The 19,847-nt window shown below is 71.6% G+C and carries 21 protein-coding genes; 11 read left to right on the forward strand and 10 right to left on the reverse strand.

Features of this window, described 5'->3' with window-relative positions; all coding sequences use genetic code 11:
* Nucleotides 1-43: 43 nt before the first annotated feature.
* From AB0K12_RS28205 to AB0K12_RS28220, 4 genes are all read right to left on the reverse strand, one after another.
* Complete coding sequence (locus AB0K12_RS28205; protein ID WP_364567411.1) at nt 44-2,722, reverse strand: TIR domain-containing protein; 2,679 nt, start codon at nt 2,720-2,722, stop codon at nt 44-46.
* A 107-nt stretch (nt 2,723-2,829) separates the two neighbouring features.
* Entirely contained in the window at nt 2,830-3,120 is a 291-nt protein-coding gene (locus AB0K12_RS28210) for a hypothetical protein (protein WP_364567414.1), read from the reverse strand.
* A gap of 113 nt (nt 3,121-3,233) precedes the next feature.
* Nucleotides 3,234-3,629, reverse strand: a complete 396-nt coding sequence (locus tag AB0K12_RS28215) for a hypothetical protein (protein WP_364567417.1) — start codon at nt 3,627-3,629, stop codon at nt 3,234-3,236.
* A gap of 154 nt (nt 3,630-3,783) precedes the next feature.
* Complete coding sequence (locus AB0K12_RS28220; protein ID WP_364567420.1) at nt 3,784-4,497, reverse strand: GntR family transcriptional regulator; 714 nt, start codon at nt 4,495-4,497, stop codon at nt 3,784-3,786.
* A gap of 82 nt (nt 4,498-4,579) precedes the next feature.
* Here AB0K12_RS28220 and AB0K12_RS28225 point away from each other — a divergent pair, with 82 nt between their 5' ends.
* The 8 genes from AB0K12_RS28225 to AB0K12_RS28260 are packed head-to-tail and all read left to right on the forward strand — an operon-like array spanning nt 4,580 to nt 11,555.
* Nucleotides 4,580-5,377 carry an FAD binding domain-containing protein gene (locus AB0K12_RS28225; RefSeq protein WP_364567423.1) on the forward strand — a complete coding sequence of 266 codons (798 nt, stop codon included), beginning with the start codon at nt 4,580-4,582 and terminating at the stop codon, nt 5,375-5,377.
* Between the two features lie 11 nt (nt 5,378-5,388).
* Nucleotides 5,389-5,922 (forward strand): (2Fe-2S)-binding protein, encoded by a 534-nt coding sequence (locus AB0K12_RS28230; protein ID WP_364567426.1) that lies wholly within the window; start codon nt 5,389-5,391, stop codon nt 5,920-5,922.
* Nucleotides 5,919-7,301, forward strand: coding sequence for a molybdopterin cofactor-binding domain-containing protein (locus AB0K12_RS28235; protein ID WP_364567429.1), 1,383 nt, complete (start codon nt 5,919-5,921; stop codon nt 7,299-7,301). The genes AB0K12_RS28230 and AB0K12_RS28235 overlap by 4 nt, the downstream gene beginning before the upstream one ends.
* A gap of 4 nt (nt 7,302-7,305) precedes the next feature.
* Nucleotides 7,306-8,322, forward strand: a complete 1,017-nt coding sequence (locus AB0K12_RS28240; protein WP_364567432.1) for a molybdopterin cofactor-binding domain-containing protein — start codon at nt 7,306-7,308, stop codon at nt 8,320-8,322.
* Nucleotides 8,312-9,196 carry a MoxR family ATPase gene (locus AB0K12_RS28245; RefSeq protein WP_364567435.1) on the forward strand — a complete coding sequence of 295 codons (885 nt, stop codon included), beginning with the start codon at nt 8,312-8,314 and terminating at the stop codon, nt 9,194-9,196. Before AB0K12_RS28240 ends, AB0K12_RS28245 begins: the two co-directional genes overlap by 11 nt.
* Complete coding sequence (locus AB0K12_RS28250; RefSeq protein WP_364567438.1) at nt 9,189-10,340, forward strand: VWA domain-containing protein; 1,152 nt, start codon at nt 9,189-9,191, stop codon at nt 10,338-10,340. The genes AB0K12_RS28245 and AB0K12_RS28250 overlap by 8 nt, the downstream gene beginning before the upstream one ends.
* 5 nt (nt 10,341-10,345) lie before the next feature.
* Nucleotides 10,346-11,239, forward strand: a complete 894-nt coding sequence (locus AB0K12_RS28255; protein ID WP_364567440.1) for an amidohydrolase family protein — start codon at nt 10,346-10,348, stop codon at nt 11,237-11,239.
* Nucleotides 11,240-11,270: 31 nt separating this feature from the next.
* A complete protein-coding gene (locus tag AB0K12_RS28260) occupies nt 11,271-11,555 on the forward strand; it encodes a YciI family protein (protein ID WP_345385207.1) in 285 nt (94 codons plus the stop codon).
* Nucleotides 11,556-11,676: 121 nt separating this feature from the next.
* On the opposite strand, the gene AB0K12_RS28265 is transcribed toward AB0K12_RS28260, so the two are convergent.
* Nucleotides 11,677-12,108, reverse strand: a complete 432-nt coding sequence (locus AB0K12_RS28265) for a nitroreductase family deazaflavin-dependent oxidoreductase (RefSeq protein WP_364567444.1) — start codon at nt 12,106-12,108, stop codon at nt 11,677-11,679.
* A 105-nt stretch (nt 12,109-12,213) separates the two neighbouring features.
* Nucleotides 12,214-13,008, reverse strand: a complete 795-nt coding sequence (locus AB0K12_RS28270) for a GNAT family N-acetyltransferase (RefSeq protein WP_364567446.1) — start codon at nt 13,006-13,008, stop codon at nt 12,214-12,216.
* Between the two features lie 153 nt (nt 13,009-13,161).
* On the opposite strand from AB0K12_RS28270, the gene AB0K12_RS28275 reads away from it, so the two are divergent.
* On the forward strand, nt 13,162-14,655 hold the full coding sequence (locus AB0K12_RS28275) for a phosphoesterase (protein ID WP_364567449.1): 1,494 nt from the start codon (nt 13,162-13,164) through the stop codon (nt 14,653-14,655).
* Nucleotides 14,656-15,035: 380 nt separating this feature from the next.
* Nucleotides 15,036-15,311, forward strand: a complete 276-nt coding sequence (locus tag AB0K12_RS28280) for a hypothetical protein (protein WP_364567452.1) — start codon at nt 15,036-15,038, stop codon at nt 15,309-15,311.
* 184 nt (nt 15,312-15,495) lie between these two features.
* Here AB0K12_RS28280 and AB0K12_RS28285 read toward each other — a convergent pair whose 3' ends face one another.
* Nucleotides 15,496-16,359: an alpha/beta hydrolase gene (locus AB0K12_RS28285; RefSeq protein WP_364567455.1), complete on the reverse strand. Its 864-nt coding sequence runs from the start codon at nt 16,357-16,359 to the stop codon at nt 15,496-15,498.
* 30 nt (nt 16,360-16,389) lie between these two features.
* Nucleotides 16,390-16,935 (reverse strand): dihydrofolate reductase family protein, encoded by a 546-nt coding sequence (locus tag AB0K12_RS28290; protein WP_364567458.1) that lies wholly within the window; start codon nt 16,933-16,935, stop codon nt 16,390-16,392.
* 155 nt (nt 16,936-17,090) lie between these two features.
* Here AB0K12_RS28290 and AB0K12_RS28295 point away from each other — a divergent pair, with 155 nt between their 5' ends.
* Nucleotides 17,091-17,981: a LysR family transcriptional regulator gene (locus AB0K12_RS28295; RefSeq protein WP_364567526.1), complete on the forward strand. Its 891-nt coding sequence runs from the start codon at nt 17,091-17,093 to the stop codon at nt 17,979-17,981.
* Between the two features lie 303 nt (nt 17,982-18,284).
* Here AB0K12_RS28295 and AB0K12_RS28300 read toward each other — a convergent pair whose 3' ends face one another.
* Entirely contained in the window at nt 18,285-18,575 is a 291-nt protein-coding gene (locus AB0K12_RS28300) for a hypothetical protein (RefSeq protein WP_364567461.1), read from the reverse strand.
* A gap of 25 nt (nt 18,576-18,600) precedes the next feature.
* Nucleotides 18,601-19,833, reverse strand: coding sequence for an Ig-like domain-containing protein (locus AB0K12_RS28305; RefSeq protein ID WP_364567464.1), 1,233 nt, complete (start codon nt 19,831-19,833; stop codon nt 18,601-18,603).
* Nucleotides 19,834-19,847: the final 14 nt, after the last annotated feature.

Below are 19,847 nucleotides of genomic sequence, written 5' to 3' on the forward strand. Positions count from 1 at the left end.
TCCGGGGGCGGGGTGCCGATGTGGCGGCGCCACTCCTCCGGGGTCAGGTTCCGGCCGGCGGCGGCGCAGGCGGCCTCGGTCCAGGCGACGGTGACAGGCGCCAGCGGACGAGCAGACCCGGGGAGCCGCCGGGGTCGGTCGCGGTGATCAGGTGGGAGCCGTCCGCCGTCAGCCGCATCGAGGTCTTGAACTGCGCCCAGGAGCCGGGCAGGCGGAGGGTGCCGACGTCGGTGCCGGTGTTCAGGTCGGTGAGCACGATCACCCCGTCCGACTTTCGCTGGACGACCAGGGTGTCGTTGACGGCGGGGACGCTCTGCGGGGGCAGCTCGCGGGGGCTGAAGGTCGTGTCACGGGGGATCGTGCGGCGCAGGGTGGTGCCGGTGTGGTCCCACACTTCGAGGGGGCCGTCACGGCGCTGCACGACGACGTTTCCGCCGCCGGTCGCGACGTACTGGGAGGAGCCGGATCCGATGACGCGGCTCGTGCCCTCGGCGAGGTCGTACACGACGGCATACGCCGTGGTCCCGACGTCGCCCTGGGCCACGACGATGCCGCGCTCGAAGTCGACGACCGACCGGTAGGCCCCGGTCACCTCCGTCGGCGGTGGGATCCGGGCGCGTGCGACGCCGGTCATGGCATCGCGGATCTCAAGAGCGCCCATGTCGCTCAGGAGCAGGTTGCGCCCGTCCGGGGTGACGGCGATCGGTGTGCCGAGCAGCTCATCTCTGAGGGGGCTCCTGGCACGCGTCAGGTCCCGCATGTCGAGCGTCTCCAGGTGGTCGGTCTGGGCGGTGAAGAGCCGGGCGTCGTCGGCGCTCCACCCGAGAAGCTGTCCCGCTGCCTCGAAGGTGTGGCTGCTCCGCCCCTTCCAGTCGTGCACGGCGACGAGCTCACCCACGGTCTGCACGGCCACGCGCCTGCCGTCGGCGCTCACCTCGGCTCGCGGCGCGTCGCAGCCACTGCACGAGTCGAGCAGGCGCACCTTGGCCCGTTCCCCGATACGTCCCGCGTGCTGCAGATCCCATACCGTGACGACGTCACCGGCAGCCGACACGAGGTGATCGCGGTCGCCGAGGAAACGCAGGCCGCCCTCGATCACTGCACCACTGCCGGGCAGCGTGACCTGCTCACCCCCCAGATCGACGGAGGAGACGTAGATCGCGGTGCCATCGGCCACCGCCAAGTGCAAGCCGTCGTCGCTCAGGGCGATCGCCTGGGGCGAGTTGCCGTGAGACCGCGCTTCCTTCGGTGCGGAGTCGTTCGTGATCGTCAGCGGCCGGATGGTCGGATAGAGCGGCATGGGCCCGCCATTGGTGCGGGTGTGGGTGAAGTAGGCGCCGTTGTTGGAGAACGTGGGCGCGAAACCGTGCGCGCCCATCACCGAGTGGCGCGAGCTGAGCGTGGGCCGCAGGTTCGTGCCCGTGTAGTACTCCCACTTCCCCGCCACATCGCCCACCACGATCGTGGAGTCGCTGGGCATCGCCACGTCCACGGGCCTGTTGAACGTACGTGTGGTGCGCCGGGCACCCGTGGTGAGGTCCACCCTCGTGAGCCGGCCGGGGACGGCCACCGCCAGGAAGCGGCCGGACGGTGACAGAGCGACGGCGTTCACGGGGCCGCCCCACGTCTTCGGGAGGCGGGTGGCGGGCGTCGTGAGGAGGGAGGTGCCGTCGGTGGCGGCCACCACCCGGCCCGTACGGTCGGCGGCGACGTCCTTGACCGGCCTGGGCAGCTCGGCGGAGCCCGCCCGCGCCCCGTCCACCGCCCGCCACCACAGCACCCGCCCGTCACGGGTGCCCGCGACGACGACCCGCCCGTCCTGGGAGCCGCCGACCGCCGAGACAGGTGCGCCCGCCTGGAGGTGGCGTACCAGCGCGGGGCTCGCCGTCACCGCGCTGAGCAGCGCCGCGCGGGTCTGCTCGTCCGGCCACATCCGGTACGCCTCCACGGCCAGGAGCTGCGCGACGTCCATCCGGTCCGGCGCCATGGCCGCGGACTCGGCGGCGGCCCGCCCGGCGGTCGCGATCAGCGCCTGCCTGACCGCCTCGTCGCGCTGCACGACGGCCGCCACGGCGGCGGCGGTCGCGAGGGTGGCCAGTGTGGACAGCGCCGCGATCACCTGGCGGATCACCCGCCTGGTCTGCCGCTGTCGCTTGATGTGCTCGCCGACCAGCGTGTCCTTCGGCCGGCCGTGGACGGGTGCGGCGAACTCGGCGACGACGCCGCCCAGCCGGGGACGCCCCGTCGTGCCCGGCGGCGGGCGCAGCGGCCGCAGGTCGATCCAGAGCGGTTCGTACGCGAAATATCGTGATAGGGACTGCGGGATCGCGTCCGTACGCGCCCAATCGAAGTCGCCCCCCGCCCACGTGATCGTCCCGTCGGTGAGCGCGATCAGCAGGCGCTCGGGCGACCGGTGGCGCTGCCACCACTCCACCTCCTTGCACACCCAGGGGGAAGCGGCGGAGTCAGGGGAGGCCATGAGCACGAACCACCGGGACGCGCTCAGCGCCCTCTCGATCTCCGGCCATAACCGCGGGCTGGCTGCCATGTCCGTCTTGTCGCGGAAGACGCGCAGCGCTCTGGGCCGGTACCAGGGGCAGGCGAAGCGCTGCAGCTCGGACTGCAGCGCCTCGGCCAGCCCGGTGTCCCGGCTGTGGCTGTAGGAGATGAACACGTCGTAGCCGGCCTGCTGGGAGGCGACCCGCTTCATCGCACGTCTCACCGCCGTCCGATCGCTGGAGGTCGGTGACCGCCATCCTAGGTCGCGGCCGCACCTCCCGGCAGCGGAACGCTCCCGACTGGGGAACCTCCTAGGTCGTACCCCAGGGGCTAGGCGGCTTCCTCCTGGCCGCGCAGCTGCGAGCACGCGTCGCAGGACGTCCGGTCCGGTGCCTGGAGCAGCTGGTCGAAGGAGATGAAGATCCCGCAGCCCCGGCAGATGCCGTAGAGCCCGCGGTCCATGCGTTCGAGTGCGGCCCTGATGCGGCCGGCGGCGGCCCTGTCGGGCACGGGGTCGGTGGCGGCGAGCCGGTCGTCGAGCAGCTCGCGCAGCTCCTCGAGCCGCTCCAGGTGCTCGGCGTAGTGCTGCAGGTGGGTGTGGACTGATCTGTCGTCGGCCATGACGCTGATCTGCTCCTCGCTGGACGCGAAAGGAAAGGACGGCGTCCCCATCGGATACGGGGTTGCTCCAGCGGCACGCTGGAGTGACGGTGATCGTGAAGACAGGGGTGGCGTCAGATCAGGGGTGGGCTGCGTGAGCCCGCGGTGCGGTGCCCGAACTGCTGGGGGTCGCCGGTCAGGTCCCCTTCGGGACGTGGCGCGGGCAGCAGCGCGAGGTGGGCGGCCTCGGCGTGCCGCATGCCGCGCAGGGGCGGCCACAGCGTCAGCACGGGATGTTCGCGGACGCTGGTCGCCTGCGGTGGCAGGCTGGACAGGCCGTCGTCGCCGGCGTGTTCGTCGCTGGTCTTGCTGGGGGCCAGGGCCGATCGGGGGACCTGGTCGGCTTCGTACCAGCCGTTGTGGGCGCCGGTCATCAGGCCGGCCGCCAGCAGGGACAGCAGGAGCAGGCCCATCACGCCGCACCGCGTGAGGGAGCCTCGTGGTGTCGTGGTGCCCCACGGTCCCGTCATAAGCCCGACCATAGCCCAGACCGTACGAAAAGGGCATTCAACCGCCGAGGTCGGTCCGGCCGCCCTGCTCGTCAGGGTCAGCGAGTGGCCCATGGCACGGGCGATAGCCCGGCTCTGCCTCGTTCCCGTCCTTCCCCCCTTGCCCGCGTGAGGGTCAGGTTTGCTGAGGGCGGAGGCGGGGGCGGGGGGTGCCGTAGGGGTCGTGGGGGGTGTCGGCGTAGGCCCACTGGTGGTCCCTGGCGTGGCGGCAGGCCGACTCGACGTCCCCCGTGCGCATCACGTCCAGGAGGTCGCGGTGTTCGTCCGCGACGCGTTCCAGCTCGGGGCTGGTGACCATCAGGGCGATGGCCGTGCGGGCCTCGATCTGCAGGGCCTCCCAGGCGCGGGTCAGCAGGCCGTTGCCGCCGGCCTGGACGACGTGGCGGTGGAAGCGGGCGCTGGCCAGGCCGATGCCGGTCATGTCGGCGGCGCGGGCGCAGGCGTACATGTCCTCGACCGCCGCCTCCAGCAGGTCGAACGGCAGCGCCTCCGCCAGCATCGCCAGCCTGGTCGCGGTCTCCTCCAGGGCTGCCCGCATGATGTACGCCTCGCGGATCGTCTGCTCGGCGAAGGGCAGCACGCGGCTGCCGTGCCGGGGCCGGCTCTCGATGAGGCCGAGCCCTTCGAGCTGCCGCAGCGCCTCGCGGACGGGGGCCTGGCTGGTGCCGTACTCGGCGGCGATCTTCGTTTCGATCAGCCGCTCCCCCTCGCCCAGCTCGCCGGTGACGATCCGGCGCAGCAGGCCGTCGCGAATCTGCCGGCTCAGGGTCGGCCGGGCGGAGCGCGGCGCGGTGGACGGATGGGCTGTGTGGGCCGTGGGTTCTGGCACCAGACCTCCCTTCAAAGTCCCTCTTGACTCTCGAATCATCTCATCTACCTTCAAATTATCGATATCGATAATTGGAGCGCAGATGCTGATATCGGTTGAGATGCCGGACAGTGCCGACGCGGCGCACGCCTACCTCCGAGACGGTGCACTCCCCCTGGGCGGCGGCACCCACCTGATGGCCAAGCTGGACGACACGGCCGGCACCGACGTACGCCTGGTCAGCCTGCGCAGGGCGGGCCTGCGCGGCATCGACGCCGAGGACGGCACGGTCACCTTGGGGGCGGCCACCACGCTCGCCGACGTGGAGGACGACCCCCGGCTCCCCTACCTGTCCCCCTGCGTGCGCTCGATCGCCGCACCGCCGGTCCGCAACCTCGCCACCGTGGCCGGCAACCTCTTCGTGCCGCAGCCGTACGGCGACCTCGCGGCGGCCCTGCTGGCCCTGGACGCCGAGCTGGACGTCCTGGGCGCGAACGGCGCCCGCCGCGAGCCCCTGGAACGCATCGCGGCCGAGGGCCTGCCCCAGGGCGACCTGGTGACGCGGATCCGGTTCGCCGCCCCGGCGCCGGACACCTTCCGCTTCCACAAGGCGGCCAGGCGGCGGCTCAACTCGGGCTCCATCGTCACGGTCGCGGCCAGGATCACGGTCGAGGACGGCGTGGTCGCCGACGTACGGCTGGCCGTCGGCGGGCTCACCCACCGCCTGGTCCGCGCCACCGGAGCAGAACGGGCGCTGCTCGGCGAGCCACTGACCCCCGAGGCCGTCGCCCGCGCGGCGGAGGCGGACGCCTTCGAGCCGGTCGGCGACGCCTACGCCTCGGCCTGGTACCGCGCCAGGGTCTACCCCGTCCACCTGCGTCGCGCCCTGCTCGGGGCATGAAAGGGGAACGCATGCCGTCAAGGATCGTCACGCTCAAGGTGAACGGCGCGGAACGCGAGCTGATCGCCCGGCCCTCGACCACGCTGCTGGCCGCGCTGCGCGAGACGTTAGGGCTGATGGGCGCCAAGCGCGGGTGCGCGCAGGGCGGGTGCGGCAGCTGCACGGTGCTGCTGGACGGCCGGCCGGTGGTCGCGTGCCTGATCCCCGTCGTGACGGTGGACGGCGCGGCGGTGGAGACGATCGAGGGTCAGGCGGACGGCGAGCGGCTCAGCGACGTGCAGCAGGCGTTCGTGGACGGGTTCGCCACGCAGTGCGGCTTCTGCACCCCCGGGATGATCATGTCCGCCACGGCCCTGCTCGACCGTAACCCGGACCCCACCCGCCAGGAGGTCGCCGAGGCCATCTGCGGGAACGTCTGCCGCTGCACCGGCTACGAGCCGATCATCACCGCCGTCCTGACGGCCGCAGAACGCCGCCGCCAGGCGGCAGCCGAGCCCGGTACGCCAGAGCCCGCGACGCCCGAGACCGCGGGGGCCGACCGATGACGCCCCGCCTCACCCCCATCGACACCGCGTACTTCACCCAGGAGCGGACGGGCGACTTCGCCGTCATCGGCTCCCCCGTCCAGCGCTCGGACGCCCGTTCCCACGTCACCGGCCGCACGGCGTTCTTCGAGGACATGACCCCGCCGGGCCTCACCCACGTCAAGATCCACCGCTCCACCCGCCACCACGCCCGCATCAACAGCGTGGACGTCTCCGCCGCCCTCCAGGTGCCGGGCGTGCTGCGCGTCATCACCCACGAGGACGTGCCGAACAACTGGTACGTCGTCCTCCGCCTGATCGGAGTCGGCCCCGACGACGAGCCGGTGCTGGCCGAGGACCGGGTGCTGTACCGGGGTGAGCCGATCGTCGCCGTGGTCGCCGAGACCGAGGAGGCCGCCCGCGAGGGCGCCGCCAAGGTCGTGGTGGACTACACCGACCTGCCGGCCGTGCTCGACGTCGAGGAGGCGCTGGCCGAGGGCGCGCCGATCATCAAGCAGGCCGGCACCAACCACTTCGTCTACGAGGGCCACCACTGCCGCCGGGTCCGCTTCGGCGACGTCGAGCGGGGCTTCGCCGAGGCGGACCGCATCATCGAGGGCCGCTACGACTCCTCCCCCATCGAGCACGCGCCGACCGAGCCGACCGGCTGCGTGGTCGTCCCGCAGGGGGACGGCCGGCTGCGCATCCACAGCGACACGCAGGCCGCCTTCTTCACCCTCGACAACACCGCGCTCATCCTCGGCGTCCCGCCCACGGACCTGCGGGTCGTCGGCGGCACCGTGGGCGGCGGCTTCGGCGGCAAGGTGGACGTCATCGTGGAGCCGCTGGCCTGCCTGGCGGCCCTGCTGACCGGCCGGCCCGCCAAGTACGTCTACAGCCGTGCCGAGGAGATGCAGGTGTCGTCCACGCGCGCGGCCGAGCGCATCTACATCAAGGACGGCGTGATGGACGACGGCCGGATCGTCGCCCGCCAGGTCAGGCTGTACGTGGACGCGGGCGCCTACTCCCGGCACAGCCCCTACGGCGTGACGAAGGCAGCGGCGCACATGCCGGGCCCGTACACGATCCCGAACGTGCACGTGGACTGCTACTGCGTCTACACGAACCGGACGCCGTCCAGCGCCATGCGCGGCTTCGGCGTGACGATCGGCGACTTCGCGCTGGAGTCGCACATGGACCTGGTGGCCAGGGAGCTGGGCATGGACCCGCTGCGGCTGCGGCTGCTCAACGCCTACCGCGACGGCGACATGAAGGCGCACCGCAAGATCGCGTCGGGCACGGCGCTGGTCGAGGTGATCCAGCGCGCCGCCGATCTGGTGGGGCACGAGCTGCCGCCCGAGTACCGGGCGATGTCGTCGACCGAGCGAGCGGAGGGCTGAGCAGATGGCGTTGCGGCGCGGACGCGGGTACGCGGCGGTCAACTACCCGACCGGGATGAACCTGGGCGGCGACCCGTCCCAGGCCCTGGTGCACGCCACCACCATGGGCGGTTTCGTGGTGACGCTCTCCTCGGTGGACCTCGGCCAGGGGCTGCGCACGGTCGTCGCGCAGTGCGCGGCCGAGACGCTCGGCATCCCCATCGAGAACGTCATCGTCGACACCGCCGACACCGACACGGGACCGCACTGCATGGGGACGTTCGCCAGCCGCGGCACCCACCGCGTCGGCAACGCGGTGATCATGGCGGCGCGCGAGGCCAGGGAGGTCATGCTGCAGGTGGCCGCCGACGAGCTGGAGGTGGACGCGGGCGACCTGGAGACCGACGGCACCGGCTACGTCCGGCTCAAGGGCTCGGCGGAGAAGAAGATCCACGTCAGCGAGGTGGCGCTGGCCGCGCACTTCCGCCAGGGCCGGACGATCTCAGGCCGGGGCATCTTCCTGAAGGAGCCGAGCCCGGTGGTGCCGGAGACCGGGGAGATGGACCCCGACTCCTGCCAGGCGCATGCGTGCACGGTGGCCGAGGTCGAGGTGGACGACGAGACGGGCGTCATCGAGGTGCTGCGGCTCTACAACACCTACGAGGTGGGCAGGGCGCTGAATCCGGCCATCGCGACGCAGCAGGTGGAGGGCGGCGCCTGGATGGGGTTGTCGCACGCGTTGTTCGAGTCGACGGAGCCGTACTATCCGCACTCGCGCGAGCACGGCCCCCTCGACTTCACCGAGTACCTGATGCCGGGGCCCGCCGACATCCCGGCGCAGACCAGCGTGCTCCTCGAACGGCCCGCCGACAACGGGCCCTTCGGGGCGAAGGGGATCGGGGAGATGACGGCGAACGCGCCGATCCCCGCGATCGCCAACGCGGTGTACGACGCGGTGGGCGTACGGCTGACGAGCATGCCGTTCACGCCGGAGAAGGTGCTGCGCGGGCTGGACGAGCTGCGGGCCGGCCGTGCGACCTGAGGGGCCGGCTGACGCGCTGCTCGCCGACCAGGACGAGCTGGGCCGCCGGCTCGGCGCGGAGGGCTATCTCGCGGGCGACGGCCTGCTGACCGCCGTGCACCTGGCCGGCGTGCTCGGGCTGCCGCTGCTGCTGGAGGGTGAGCCGGGCGTCGGCAAGACCGAGATCGCGAACGTGCTGGCCCGGGTGCTCGGCCGCGAGCTGATCCGGCTGCAGTGCTACGAGGGCCTGGACGCCTCCCAGGCCCTGTACGAGTGGGACTACCCCAAGCAGCTGCTGTCGCTGCGGGCCGCCGAGGTCGAGGGGCGCGAGGTCGGCGAGCTCTACCGCGAGGAGTTCCTGCTCCAGCGGCCGCTGCTGCGGGCGTTGCGGGCGGCGTCCGGCGCGGTGCTGCTGATCGACGAGATCGACCGGGCCGACAGCGAGTTCGAGGCGTTCCTGCTGGAGTTCCTCGGCGACTTCCAGATCACGATCCCGGAGCTCGGCACCATGCGGGCGGCGAGCGCGCCGTTCGTCGTGCTCACCTCCAACAGGACCCGCGAGCTGCACGACGCGCTCAAGCGCCGCTGCCTCTACCACTGGATCCCCTTCCCCGACGCGGACCGCGAGCGGGCCATCATCCAGGCGCAGGAGCCGGGGCTGGACGAGCGCAGCGCCGCCCGCCTGGTGGACGCCGTGCACCGCATCCGCGCGCTCGCGCTGCTCAAGCGGCCGGGCATCGCGGAGTCCACGTCGTGGGCGCGCGGCGTGCGCACGCTGGCCGGCGAGGGGGCGAGCTGGCCCGATGCGATGCGCAGGTCGGCGGGGCTGCTCGTCAAGCACGAGGAGGACCTGGCCCTGGTCGAACGGCACGCGGCGGAGGTGTTCTGTGACTGACCCCGCGAAAGGGCCGGCGTCAGCACCCGCGACCGAGCCCGGCTTCGCCGATCGGGTCGCCGACCACGTGCACGGTTTCCTGCGCGACCTGCACGAGCAGGGTCTGCGGGTGCCGGTCCCCCGGCGGCTGGTGTTCCTGCGGGCGATCGAGGCCGTGGGCCCGCGCGACGTCACGCACCTGTACTGGATCGGGGCGGGCACGCTCACCGCCGCCCGCGAGGACCTCGACGTCTACACCCCCACGTTCGAGCGCTGGTTCGGCACGGCAGGGACCCGGCACGTCCCCGGCGAGGAATCCCCCGAGGACGAGACGCCAGCGCCGCAGGGCAAGGGGGACGAGTCGCCGTTCGCGGCGGCGCTCGGCGGCCGGGCGGGCCGCGAGGCAGGGCGGGCCGAGCGCGAGCGGCGTCCGAGGTTCGGTGAGGCGAGCGAGGACGAGCGGGCGCTGCTCACGCTGCTGCGCAGGGAGCTGCCCCGCGCGGTGCCGTCCGTACGCTCGCGCCGCAGGAGGCCCGCCAGGCGCGGCCCGTGGATCGACCTGGCGAGGATCTGCCGCGAGTCCTGGCGCACCCACGGCGAGATCGTGACGCTGCGCCGCCGCGACCGGCCGCGCAGGCACCGCCGGGTGCTGCTGCTCATCGACGTGTCGGGCTCGATGAAGCAGCACAGCGCCGCCTACCTGCGCTTCGCGCACGCGGTGACCGCCCGGCTTGAGCGGGCCGAGGTGTTCACCTTCGGCACCCGGCTGACCCGGGTGACCGCGGCGCTGCGGGCCCGCGAGGTGGACACCGCCGTCGCCGCGCTGAGCGAGGTCGTCCTGGACGCCGAGGGCGGCACCAGGATCGGCGCCGCGCTGCAGGAGTTCCTGGGCAACGCCCGCTACGTCACGATGGCGCGCGGAGCCCTGGTGATCGTGCTGTCGGACGGCCTGGAACGCGGCGACTGCGAGCCGATGCGGGCGGCCGTACGGCGGTTGTCGCTGCTCGGCCACCGGCTGCTGTGGTGGTCGCCGCTGGCCTGCGACCCGGCGTACCGGCCGGTCACCCGCGGCATGTCGGCCGTGCTGGGCCACCTGGACGCGCTGGCCGGCGTCCGTGACCTGCGCACGGCGTACGAGCAGGTACGGCTTCTGGGCAGGGAGTGATCGTCATGTACACGGGCCCCATCGTCGACGCGCACCACCACATCTGGCGGGTGGCCGACCAGCCGTGGCTGTCCGGGCCGATGGTGCCGCGCATCTTCGGCCCGTACGAGCCCATCAGGCGCGACTACCTGATCGACGAGTACGTCGCCGAGGCCACCGCCTGCGGCATCGCCCAGTCCGTCTACGTGCAGACGAACTGGCCGCTCGACCGGGTCGAGGACGAGGTGCGCTGGCTGCGCGAGGTGCACGAGCGGAGCGGCTGGCCGACGGCGGTCGTCGCGGCGGCCGACATGTTCGCCGACGACGCCCCCGAGGTCATGCGGCGGCAGGCCGCCCTCACTCCGCTGGTGCGGGGCGTCCGGCAGCAGCTGCACTGGCACGAGCGCCCCGAGTTCCGCTTCGCCGACGCCCCCGACCGGATGAAGGACCCGGTGTTCAGGAAGAACGTCGGCGCGCTGGCCGGTCTCGGCTGGCTGTTCGAGCTGCAGGTCTTCCCCGAGCAGATGGCGGACGCGGCCGAGCTGGTGGGGGACTTTCCCGAGGTCACGTTCGTGCTCGTGCACGCGGGCATGCTCATCGGCGACGCGTACGTGCGGTCGTGGCGTTCCGGGCTGGCGGCGCTGGCCGGGCTGCCGAACGTCGTCGTCAAGCTCACCGGGCAGGGCACGTTCGTGCACCGGGTGGACCCCGGCCTCATCTCGCTCGTCACCGACGAGGTGATCGGCCGGTTCGGCGCCGGGCGCGCCATGTTCGGCACCAACTTCCCCGTGGAGAAGCTCTGGACCACCATGCCCCCACTGGTCGGCGCGTGGAAGGACGCGCTGGCCCACCTCCCGCCCGGCGACCAGGAGGCGGTCTTCGCCGGCACCGCCCGACGGGTGTACGGGCTGGAGAGCTGACAGGTACAACGCTGAAAGGAATGAGCCCGTTATGGCACTGTTCGTTCTGACCTACGGTTACCACGACACCCCGCTGCGCGCCGAGCGCCGCGATGACCACGTCGCCCATCTGGAGAAGCTCAGGGAGCAGGGCAGCCTCGTCGCCGCCGGCCCGTACACGGACCTGGCGGGCGGCATGATCGTGCTGCGGGCGGAGGACGAGAGCGCGGCGCAGGCGCTCGTCGAGCAGGACCCCTACACGCAGCTCGACGTCACCAAGGACCGCCGGTTGCGCGAGTGGCGGGTGACGGTCGGCGCGCTCGCCGCCGACACCTGAGAACCCCGACACCTGAGCACCCCGACACCTGATGAACGCCGGCACCTGATGAACGCCGGCACCTGATGAGCTCCGCCGCCGTCGCCTCCTAGTGCCGGACGGGCGACGGCGGCGGTCACCTTCACTTCGGGTCGAGCACGAACAGCGGGATCAGCCGGTCGGTCTTCTCCTGGTATTCGGCGTAGGGCGGGAAGGCGGCGACCGCCCGCTCCCACCAGGCCGCCCGCTCGTCGCCGTCGGCCTCGCGGGCGACGTAGGTGCGGGTGACGGTGCCGTCCTGGAGCTCGATCTCCGGGTGGGCCTTGAGGTTGTGGTACCAGGTCGGGTGCTCGGCGGCGCCGCCATTGGAGGCCACGACGGCGTAGCCGCCCTCGTGCTCCACCCGCATGAGCGGCGTGTAACGCAGCTTGCCGGTCTTGGCGCCGCGCAAGGTCAGCAGCACCACCTTCAAGCCGTGGATGTCGGCCACCTCGGTGGTGCCCGCTTCCAGGATCTTCTTCGTCTGGTCGCGTACCCAGTCGGTGGGGCTCAGCTCAACGCTCTGATCAGCCATGCCCGAGATCAACAACGGGCCCGCCGCGCTCATTCCCGCCGCTGGGCGATGGGCCGAAAACCCGCACACCCCAGAGGACCTTCGGCCCGTCGAGGCGCGTTTTCGTCAGGCGCGTGCCCAGTCGAGGTTCTCGCGGACGACGGTGAAGCCGACCGAGCGGTAGAACGCCACCCCGCCCTCGTTGGACGACGGGGTGACGACGGCGACCGCGCTCGCGCCCCGCTCGGCGAGCGCGGCGCAGGCGCCCAGCACCGCGTCGCGGCCGTAGCCGTGGCCGCGGTGCTCGGGGTCGGTGCCGACCGGTTCGAGCAGCCCGCATCTGCCCTCGCCGGCGAACCAGCCGGTCGCGGCGGCGGCGGGCGCTCCCGACGGGGTGCGGACGAGCGTCTCCACCAGGAGCCCGCCCGCCGGCGAGCCCTTCATCGCCTGCCAGCGCTCGACGGTGAACGTGGAGCCGGCGAACGCGGCGCGCTGCACCAGCACCCGGTCGGCGGCGGTGCCGGGGCCGACGAGCTCGGCGCGGGTGGTGACCGGGCGCGGGGTCCACGTCAGCGCGGTCCAGGGTTCGTCCGTGTCGCGTGTCCATCCGGGCATGGGCAGCCCGTCCGTACGGTCGTCGTCCGGCCCCAGCACCTCCTCGGCGTCCGCCGCGACGGCCTCCAGGTCGGCCTCCGGCGCGGCGGTCACGCGCAGCACGTGCCCGTCGAGGAACCCGACGGCCACCGGCGTCCCGCCGGCGCTCCACAGGTGCACGACCGCGTCGTCGAAGCGGAGGTACCAGCCCACGTCGCCAGGATGGAGGCCGCCGCCCGGCAGGTCGGCCGGGGTCCACTCGCTCAAGGCGCGCAGCGCGGGGCCGGTCTGCTCGCGGGTCAGGCGGTGCCGTACGAGGGGGGTCATGAGCGGCACGCTAACCGGCGCCCCCGTACCTCCTCAAACGCTTTTCGCCCTGCGTGCACTGTTCTCGCTGCCGCCGATGGTGGTTCATGAGGCGTTCATGCCCGTCTTGGAGGTTTGTCGGCTGTCACCCTTATTTGCAGGAAAGGCAGCACTGTGAAGAACAAGAAGGCCGAGGAGACCGAGCACTCCGGGCTTTCCCGCCGCCGGCTGGTCAAGTACGCGGGCGTCGGCGCGACGCTCGCCGCCGCGGCACCCCTCGTCGGCGGCACCCCCGCGCAGGCCGACGACGAGCGCAGGTTCGGCAACGGCGGCAACAAGGGCCGCATGTGGCGGGCCGGCGACCACCACGTCCACTCCGAGTACAGCGGCGAGTTCGACACCAAGACGAACCCGCCCACCTTCCACAAGGGCGCGGACGCCGTCTACCCGATCGTCACCAACGCGATCATGGCCAAGCATTTCGGCCTGACCTGGGCGATGTGCACCGACCATGGCGGCCCCACGCACTCCAAGGTGAACCTCGAGCAGGCCTACCCCGACCTGCTGCGCTCGCGCGTGCTGGTGCCCGAGGTGCTGCAGTTCTGGGGCATGGAGTTCGACGCGCCCGCGCTCGACCACCACACGCTGATGATCCCGCACCACGACGGTGAGGCGCAGCAGCTGTTCGAGCTGGAGAGCCGCTTCGCCAAGTTCGACGCCTTCCCGAACGACCCAGGCCGCGACACCGAGGCCAAGATGGTGGAGTTCCTCAAGGCCGCCCGCGGCATGCCGCGCAAGCCGCTGGTGATCGCCCACCACGCCTCCCGGTCGGCCACCGGGCTCGGCGTGTGGGGCCAGGACACGCCGCGCGAGTTCCGTAACGGCAACAACGCCGCCCCCGACGTGTACGTCGGCTTCGAGGGCGCTCCCGGGCACCAGGCCGGCCCGCTGAACGGCGGCGCCCGAGGCGGCTACGGCAACCACCCCACGTACGGCGGCTTCGACCAGATGACCGCCCGCGTCGGCGGACTGTGGGACTCCCTGCTCGGCGAGGGACGCCACTGGTGGATCACCGCCACCTCCGACTCGCACGTGCACTGGACCCGCGGCGGCTCCGACTTCTGGCCCGGCGAGTACAGCAAGACGTACGTGGCCGCCCGCCAGGACTACGGCGACATCATGGACGCCCTGCGCAACGGCCGGATCTTCGTCACCACCGGCGACCTGATCACCGCGCTCGACGTCACCGCGAGCAGCCAGGGCCGCAGCGCCACGGTCAGCGAGACGCTCGTCGTCACCAACCGGGGCCGCAACGACGTCGAGGTGGAGATCCGCTTCCGCCCGCTGGACGGCAAGAACGGCAACGGCGACCACCCCGAGGTGCGGCGCGTCGACCTCATCGTCGGCCAGGTCACCGGCGTCAGCTCGAACCTGGACGCCGACACCAACCCCACCACCAAGGTCGTGGCCCGCTTCGGCCCGAACGACTGGCGCCGCCAGGGCCAGGACCGCGTCATCCGGTACACGCTGCGCGACGTCGGGCACGACAGCTACCTGCGGGTGCGCGGCACCAGCACCGACGAGATGGAGCCGCAGGCCGACGGGAAGGAAAGTCCCTGGGAGGACCTGTGGTTCTACTCCAACCCGGTCTTCATCCGCGTCCGCTAGCCCTCCGCACGCGCCGACGCGCGCCCCAACGGGAACGCTTCCGTCCGTAGGACCCCTTGTCAGGGGCCATGCCTCTGCATGGTGTTCACCCGTGCAGATGGGTGCTGAGCCCAATGGTGCCGGTGCGCGGGCGGCGGCCAAGCTGGTAAGCGGGGGCGCGCGGAAGGCCACCGCCGTGGCGTCCGTGGACGACTCCGTCCGGTACGCGACGACGCCGGACGACCCGCTGACGGCGACCACCAGCGCCGCCGAGGCGGAGCCGCGCCGGGAGGTCGGCCGACAGGACCTGGCCGACCTGCCCGGTCTGGTCGCCCGCGTCCGGCGCAGGGAGCCCCGCGTCCCGCGGCAGCCGTACGCCTCAAGGAAGGAGACACCCACCGGTGAACATCACCCACACCCCCGTCCCAGGCGGCGGGGTCGTCCGCCACTTCGACACCCGCCGAGGCGACCACCTCGCGGTGATCATCAGCCCGACGGGACAGCGTTCCCTCATCGTGTACGACCGGCAGGTCCCCGACACCCCGATCGCCACCGTGGAGTTCGACCAGCAGGAAGCCGACCAGGTGGCCGACCTCCTGCACAGCCGCCCCTTGACCGAACGCCTCGCCGCCGTCGAACAACGCCTGGAAAGCCTCCTCCAGGGCGCCCGCGACTGACCCCCGCCAGGGCGCGCGGCGGACCGCTTCCTTACCCCGGACCTGCCACCACCCGACGTAGAGCCGGAGATAGGCGTCGTCACCGCCCTGGCCGCGGTCCGCTCGGACCTGCCGAGCCCGGCCGGCCTGGGCTACGAAGGCGCCGCCGACATCGTCCCCGTCGAGAAGAAGGCCGGCCGGCGGATCACCCTGCGGCGGAACCTGCCAGATCGATGCGAGCGAAGGTCTCGTGGATGATCGTTGCGCTGGTGGCGGGGTCGATGGCCAGTCCCTGGTGATCGCCGGGAAATTCAACCACCTTGACGCCGAGGCGGTCCGCCAGCTCCATGGCGGCTTTGACGGGCACCCCCTGGCCCGAGGCGGCTCCCACACCGACGGCGATCGGCACCCGGCCGGCACGCAGCGCGGCGAGGTCGGGCTGGAAGCGCAGCACCGGCAGCAGCACGTGGCCGAGGAAGTGGTCGAGGTTCCCCTGGATGCGGCCCATCATCTCCAGTGCCTCGGGCGGCATCTGTGAGAAGTCCGGCATGGCTGGAGGCACGCTGTCCTCTCCGTCAACGGTGGTGATGAATCTGCCCATCGCGGCCCCTGCGCCTTGGCTGCGGAAGATGTCGTGCACCTCCTGGAACACCGCTCGCCAGTGCGCGGCGTCGGTGAGGATCTCGGGGATCGGCGGCTCGTGCACGATCAGGGCACGCACCTGGTCCGGGTGGCGGGCGACCAGATCGAGGGCGGTGAGCGCGCCACCGCTGTTGCCCAGCACGTAGGCAGGTTCGCCGGTCAGGGTGGCGAGGAGGTGGTGCGCGTCCCGGCTGAAGGCCGCGACGCTCTGGTCCTCGGCCGCGCCGGTCAGGGAGCTGCGGGACATGCCGCGCTGGTCGTAGGTGACGACGGTGTAATGGCCGGAAAGGCAGGCGGCGACTCCGGCCAGCGCCCCGGCGTCGGCGGGTGCTCCTGGGATCATCAGCAGCAAGGGCCCTGATCCGCGGACCTCGTAGTGCAGCTGTGCTCCAGGAACCGGAAGGGTCTTGGTCTCAAGGCTGGTCATGGGTGTCTTCCGTTCTTGTGAGGTGGGGTGTCAGCCGGGCTGGTAGGTCAGGTCCAGCACGCCGGTCGTGAAGGTGGCCGAACGGGTGAGTGACAGGGGCACCTGCGTCATGCCGTCGGGGAAGAGCCGCTGTCCGGAGCCCAGCACGATCGGGTGCACCAGCAGCCGCAACTCGTCCAGGAGGCCCGCCGCCAGCAGCGCGCGGGTCAGGCTGATGCTGCCCGAAAGGTTGATGTTCCTGCCCGGCTGCTGCTTGAGGTCCTTGAGCGCGGGGACGACGTCTCCGTCGATCACAGCGGCGTTGTTCCAGCCGGGCTCCTGCAGGGTGGTGGAGGCGACCAGCTTTCGGATCCCGTTGATCGTGTCGGCCAGCCGGCCGGTCTGGGAAGGCCAGACGGCGGCGAAGGCCTCGTAGGTCACCCGCCCCAGCAGCAACGTGTCGGCCTGGGTGTGCAGCTCGTCCACGGCAGCGTGCATCTCCTCGTTCACGTACGGGAAGTGCCACCGTTCCGGTGCCTCCACCACGCCGTCCAGCGAGATGAACAGACCGGTGACGATCTTGCGTTCGGTGGACATGCGCGATCGCTCCTTGGCTGATTCGACAGGGTGCCGCCACCTTGATCGCGCAGGTTACGCGTGGTGGCGTGGGTCAACCATCCCGTCCAGGGGTGGAGGGCATCAACGGGCGATTACGCTAAGACCGTTCACGTGAGCTAAACGATGGGTGTGTGATGCTGGAGCGCCACGAGGTCGAGGTCTTCCTGACCCTGACCGAGGAGTTGCACTTCGGGCGCACAGGCGAACGGCTGCGGATCAGCACCGGAAGTGTGAGCCAGACGATCAAGAAGCTGGAGCGCATGATCGGCGCGCCGCTGTTCGAACGCACCAGCCGCAAGGTCCGGCTCACCGCGATCGGCCGGCGACTGGCCGACGACCTGGCCCCGCTCGCCGCAGGCATGCAGCAGGCGGTGCAGCGGGCCATCGACGCCGGGCGCGGCGTCACCGGCGACCTGCACGTCGGGTTCCTCAGCGCCATCGCCGGGCAACTGCTGCTCAAGGCCGTGGCCGCGTTCTCCGCCCGGCACCCCGACTGCGAGGTGCACTTCCGCGAGACACAAGTCCACGACGCGCTCACACGGCTGCTTTCGGGGAACATCGACATCCTGATCACCGACCTGCTCTTCGCCACCCATCCCGACCTGGTCGCCGGCCCCGTCCTGCTGTCCGAGCCGCGCATGCTCGCCGTGGCGGCCGGTCACCCACTGGCCCGCCACGACACGTTGTCGCTGGAGGCGCTCGCCGACCAGCTGGTGATCCGCATGCCCGCCGACACGCCTGAGGCGTTCCAGGACGCCAGGACCCCCGCCCACACCCCGGCGGGCAAGCCGGTGCCGCAAGGACCGCGGGCCGACAGCTTCGCCGAGACGCTCACCCTCGTGGCGGCCGGCCGCGGCGTTTTCCCCGTGGGAGAACACGTCGTGCGGTTCTATCCGCGCCCCGACATCGCCTACGTTCCCCTGCACGACGCTCCGCCCATCCAGTGGGGAGCCATGTGGCTGAAAAGCAATGCGACCCAACGCGTACGGGCATTCGCCCAGGCCGCGGCCGGCACCGGCCGGTAACGGGACAGCCTGCGGCGGGCCGACGACACTTCCTGGCCGGACACGCGGCCGTCGACGGCCCGCAGACGCTGCGGCTGCTGCTGCGCACCGCCCGCTGGGACGCCGTCGCCGTGCATGATGACGTGCGCTCGTTCGCTGTCGACCGGCTCGGCCCCGGCGGTGTCCTGATCGTGGATGAGACAGAGCTCGTCAAAAGAGCCAAGCCAGAGCCCGACGCTGCCACTACCAGCGCAGATCCGAACCATGATCGCAAAATGTCACCGGAGTACCAGGGGCTGCCGGGACGAGGCCACGCCCCACGTGTCAGCAGGTGTTCGCGCCGTCGAAGGCGCGTACTCCCCTGAACACCTGGGAGGAGATGGTCTTGCCTGGGTCTACTGTCTGGCAGTCGCCGTCGCCGCCTCTTCCCCAGATGATTTTGAGGCGGAGGCGGGATCGGCAGTCGTTGCGGGCGTAGCCGGTCTGTGTGATGCGGCCGGTCGTCTGCCAGACGGCGACGCACATCGGGGCGTTGCCCGCCGGTACGGCGCTCCAGGCCGGGGTTTGGGTGAGGGCGCAGGCCAGGGCGGTCACGCCGGTGATGGTTGTGAGCATCGTGGCACTCCTAAGGAAAGGCCGGTCAGGCGTCGGTTGAGGTTTTGAGTGCGCTGCCGGCCAGCCATTCCTGCCACGACTTGGTCCAGGGCGTCGGCCCGTTGCCGAACCGCAGTTTGCGCGAGGTGCCCGTGACGCGGATGATGTCGCCGCGCTGGGTGAAGTTGTAGAACCAGTGGGCGTTGGTGGTGCTGGCGTTCACGCAGCCGTGGCTGACGTTGCGGCGGCCCTGGTCGCCGACCGACCAGGGCGCGGCGTGGAAGAACATGCCGCTGTAGGTCATCCGGACGTTCCACTTGGTGTGGTGCAGGTACTCGCCCGGGATGCCGATGGTCGCGGAGTCCATGAGGAAGTCGGGCGCCTTCTCCTGGGCGATCATGGTGCCTGACCAGCTCTCGTAGCCGGGCTTGCCGAGGCTGACCGGGATGGTCTTGACGACCTTGCCGTTGTCACGGACGACGGCCCGGTGGGTCTTGCTGTTGATCGTGGTGATGTGCCGGGGCCCGACGGTGAAGTGCACGGTACGGTCCTTGAGGCCCCACAGGTCGCGGCCGATCCGCAGGCCGGCCAGGTGGGCGACCACGGTGACCTTCTCGCCCGTCGGCCAGTACATGCGCGGCCGGTACTGCACCTCCCGGTCGCTCACCCAGCTCCAGGCCCCTTCGACCGGCTTGGACATGTGGACGGTGAGCGACCGCTCGACGGCCGCGCGGTCCTTCTGCGTGGTCACGGGCTTCGACAGCAGGAGCTGGATCGGCATGCCGATGCCGACCTTCTCGCCGTCGAGCGGGGACATGCCGGTCTCGAGCACGCGTTTCGGCTTCAGGGTGGTGAACGCGGCCCGCTCAGTGATCACGTTCCCGCCGTCGGGCGCGGCGGCCTGGACGCGCACGGTGTACGCGGCGGCGGGCTTGAACGGCCAGGTCGGCCGCCACGTCCCGTCGGAGGTCAGGGCGCCGCCGACCGCGCGGCCCTTGGCGTCGACGACGGACACCGCGGTGATCTTGCCGCCGGTGACCTTGACGCCGATCCCGGTGTCCGGCGGCACCTTCTTGGCCCCGTGCGCCGGTGTGATGACCAGCTGGGGCGGCGGGAGGGGCGCCCGCTCAAGCGAGCCGCCAGGACCGCCAGAGCCGCCAGGGCCGCCCGGGCCGCTCGAAGACGTGCACGCGGCGGTGCAGAGCAGCACCACCGCGCACGTGCTGATGAGTAGGGTGCCGCCGTTCCGCATCGCCGACGCCTCCGATTCCCCCGACACTTAGGCATATGTCC

The organism is Nonomuraea sp. NPDC049419, from assembly GCF_040676995.1.
GTDB classification, from domain to species: domain Bacteria; phylum Actinomycetota; class Actinomycetes; order Streptosporangiales; family Streptosporangiaceae; genus Nonomuraea; species Nonomuraea salmonea.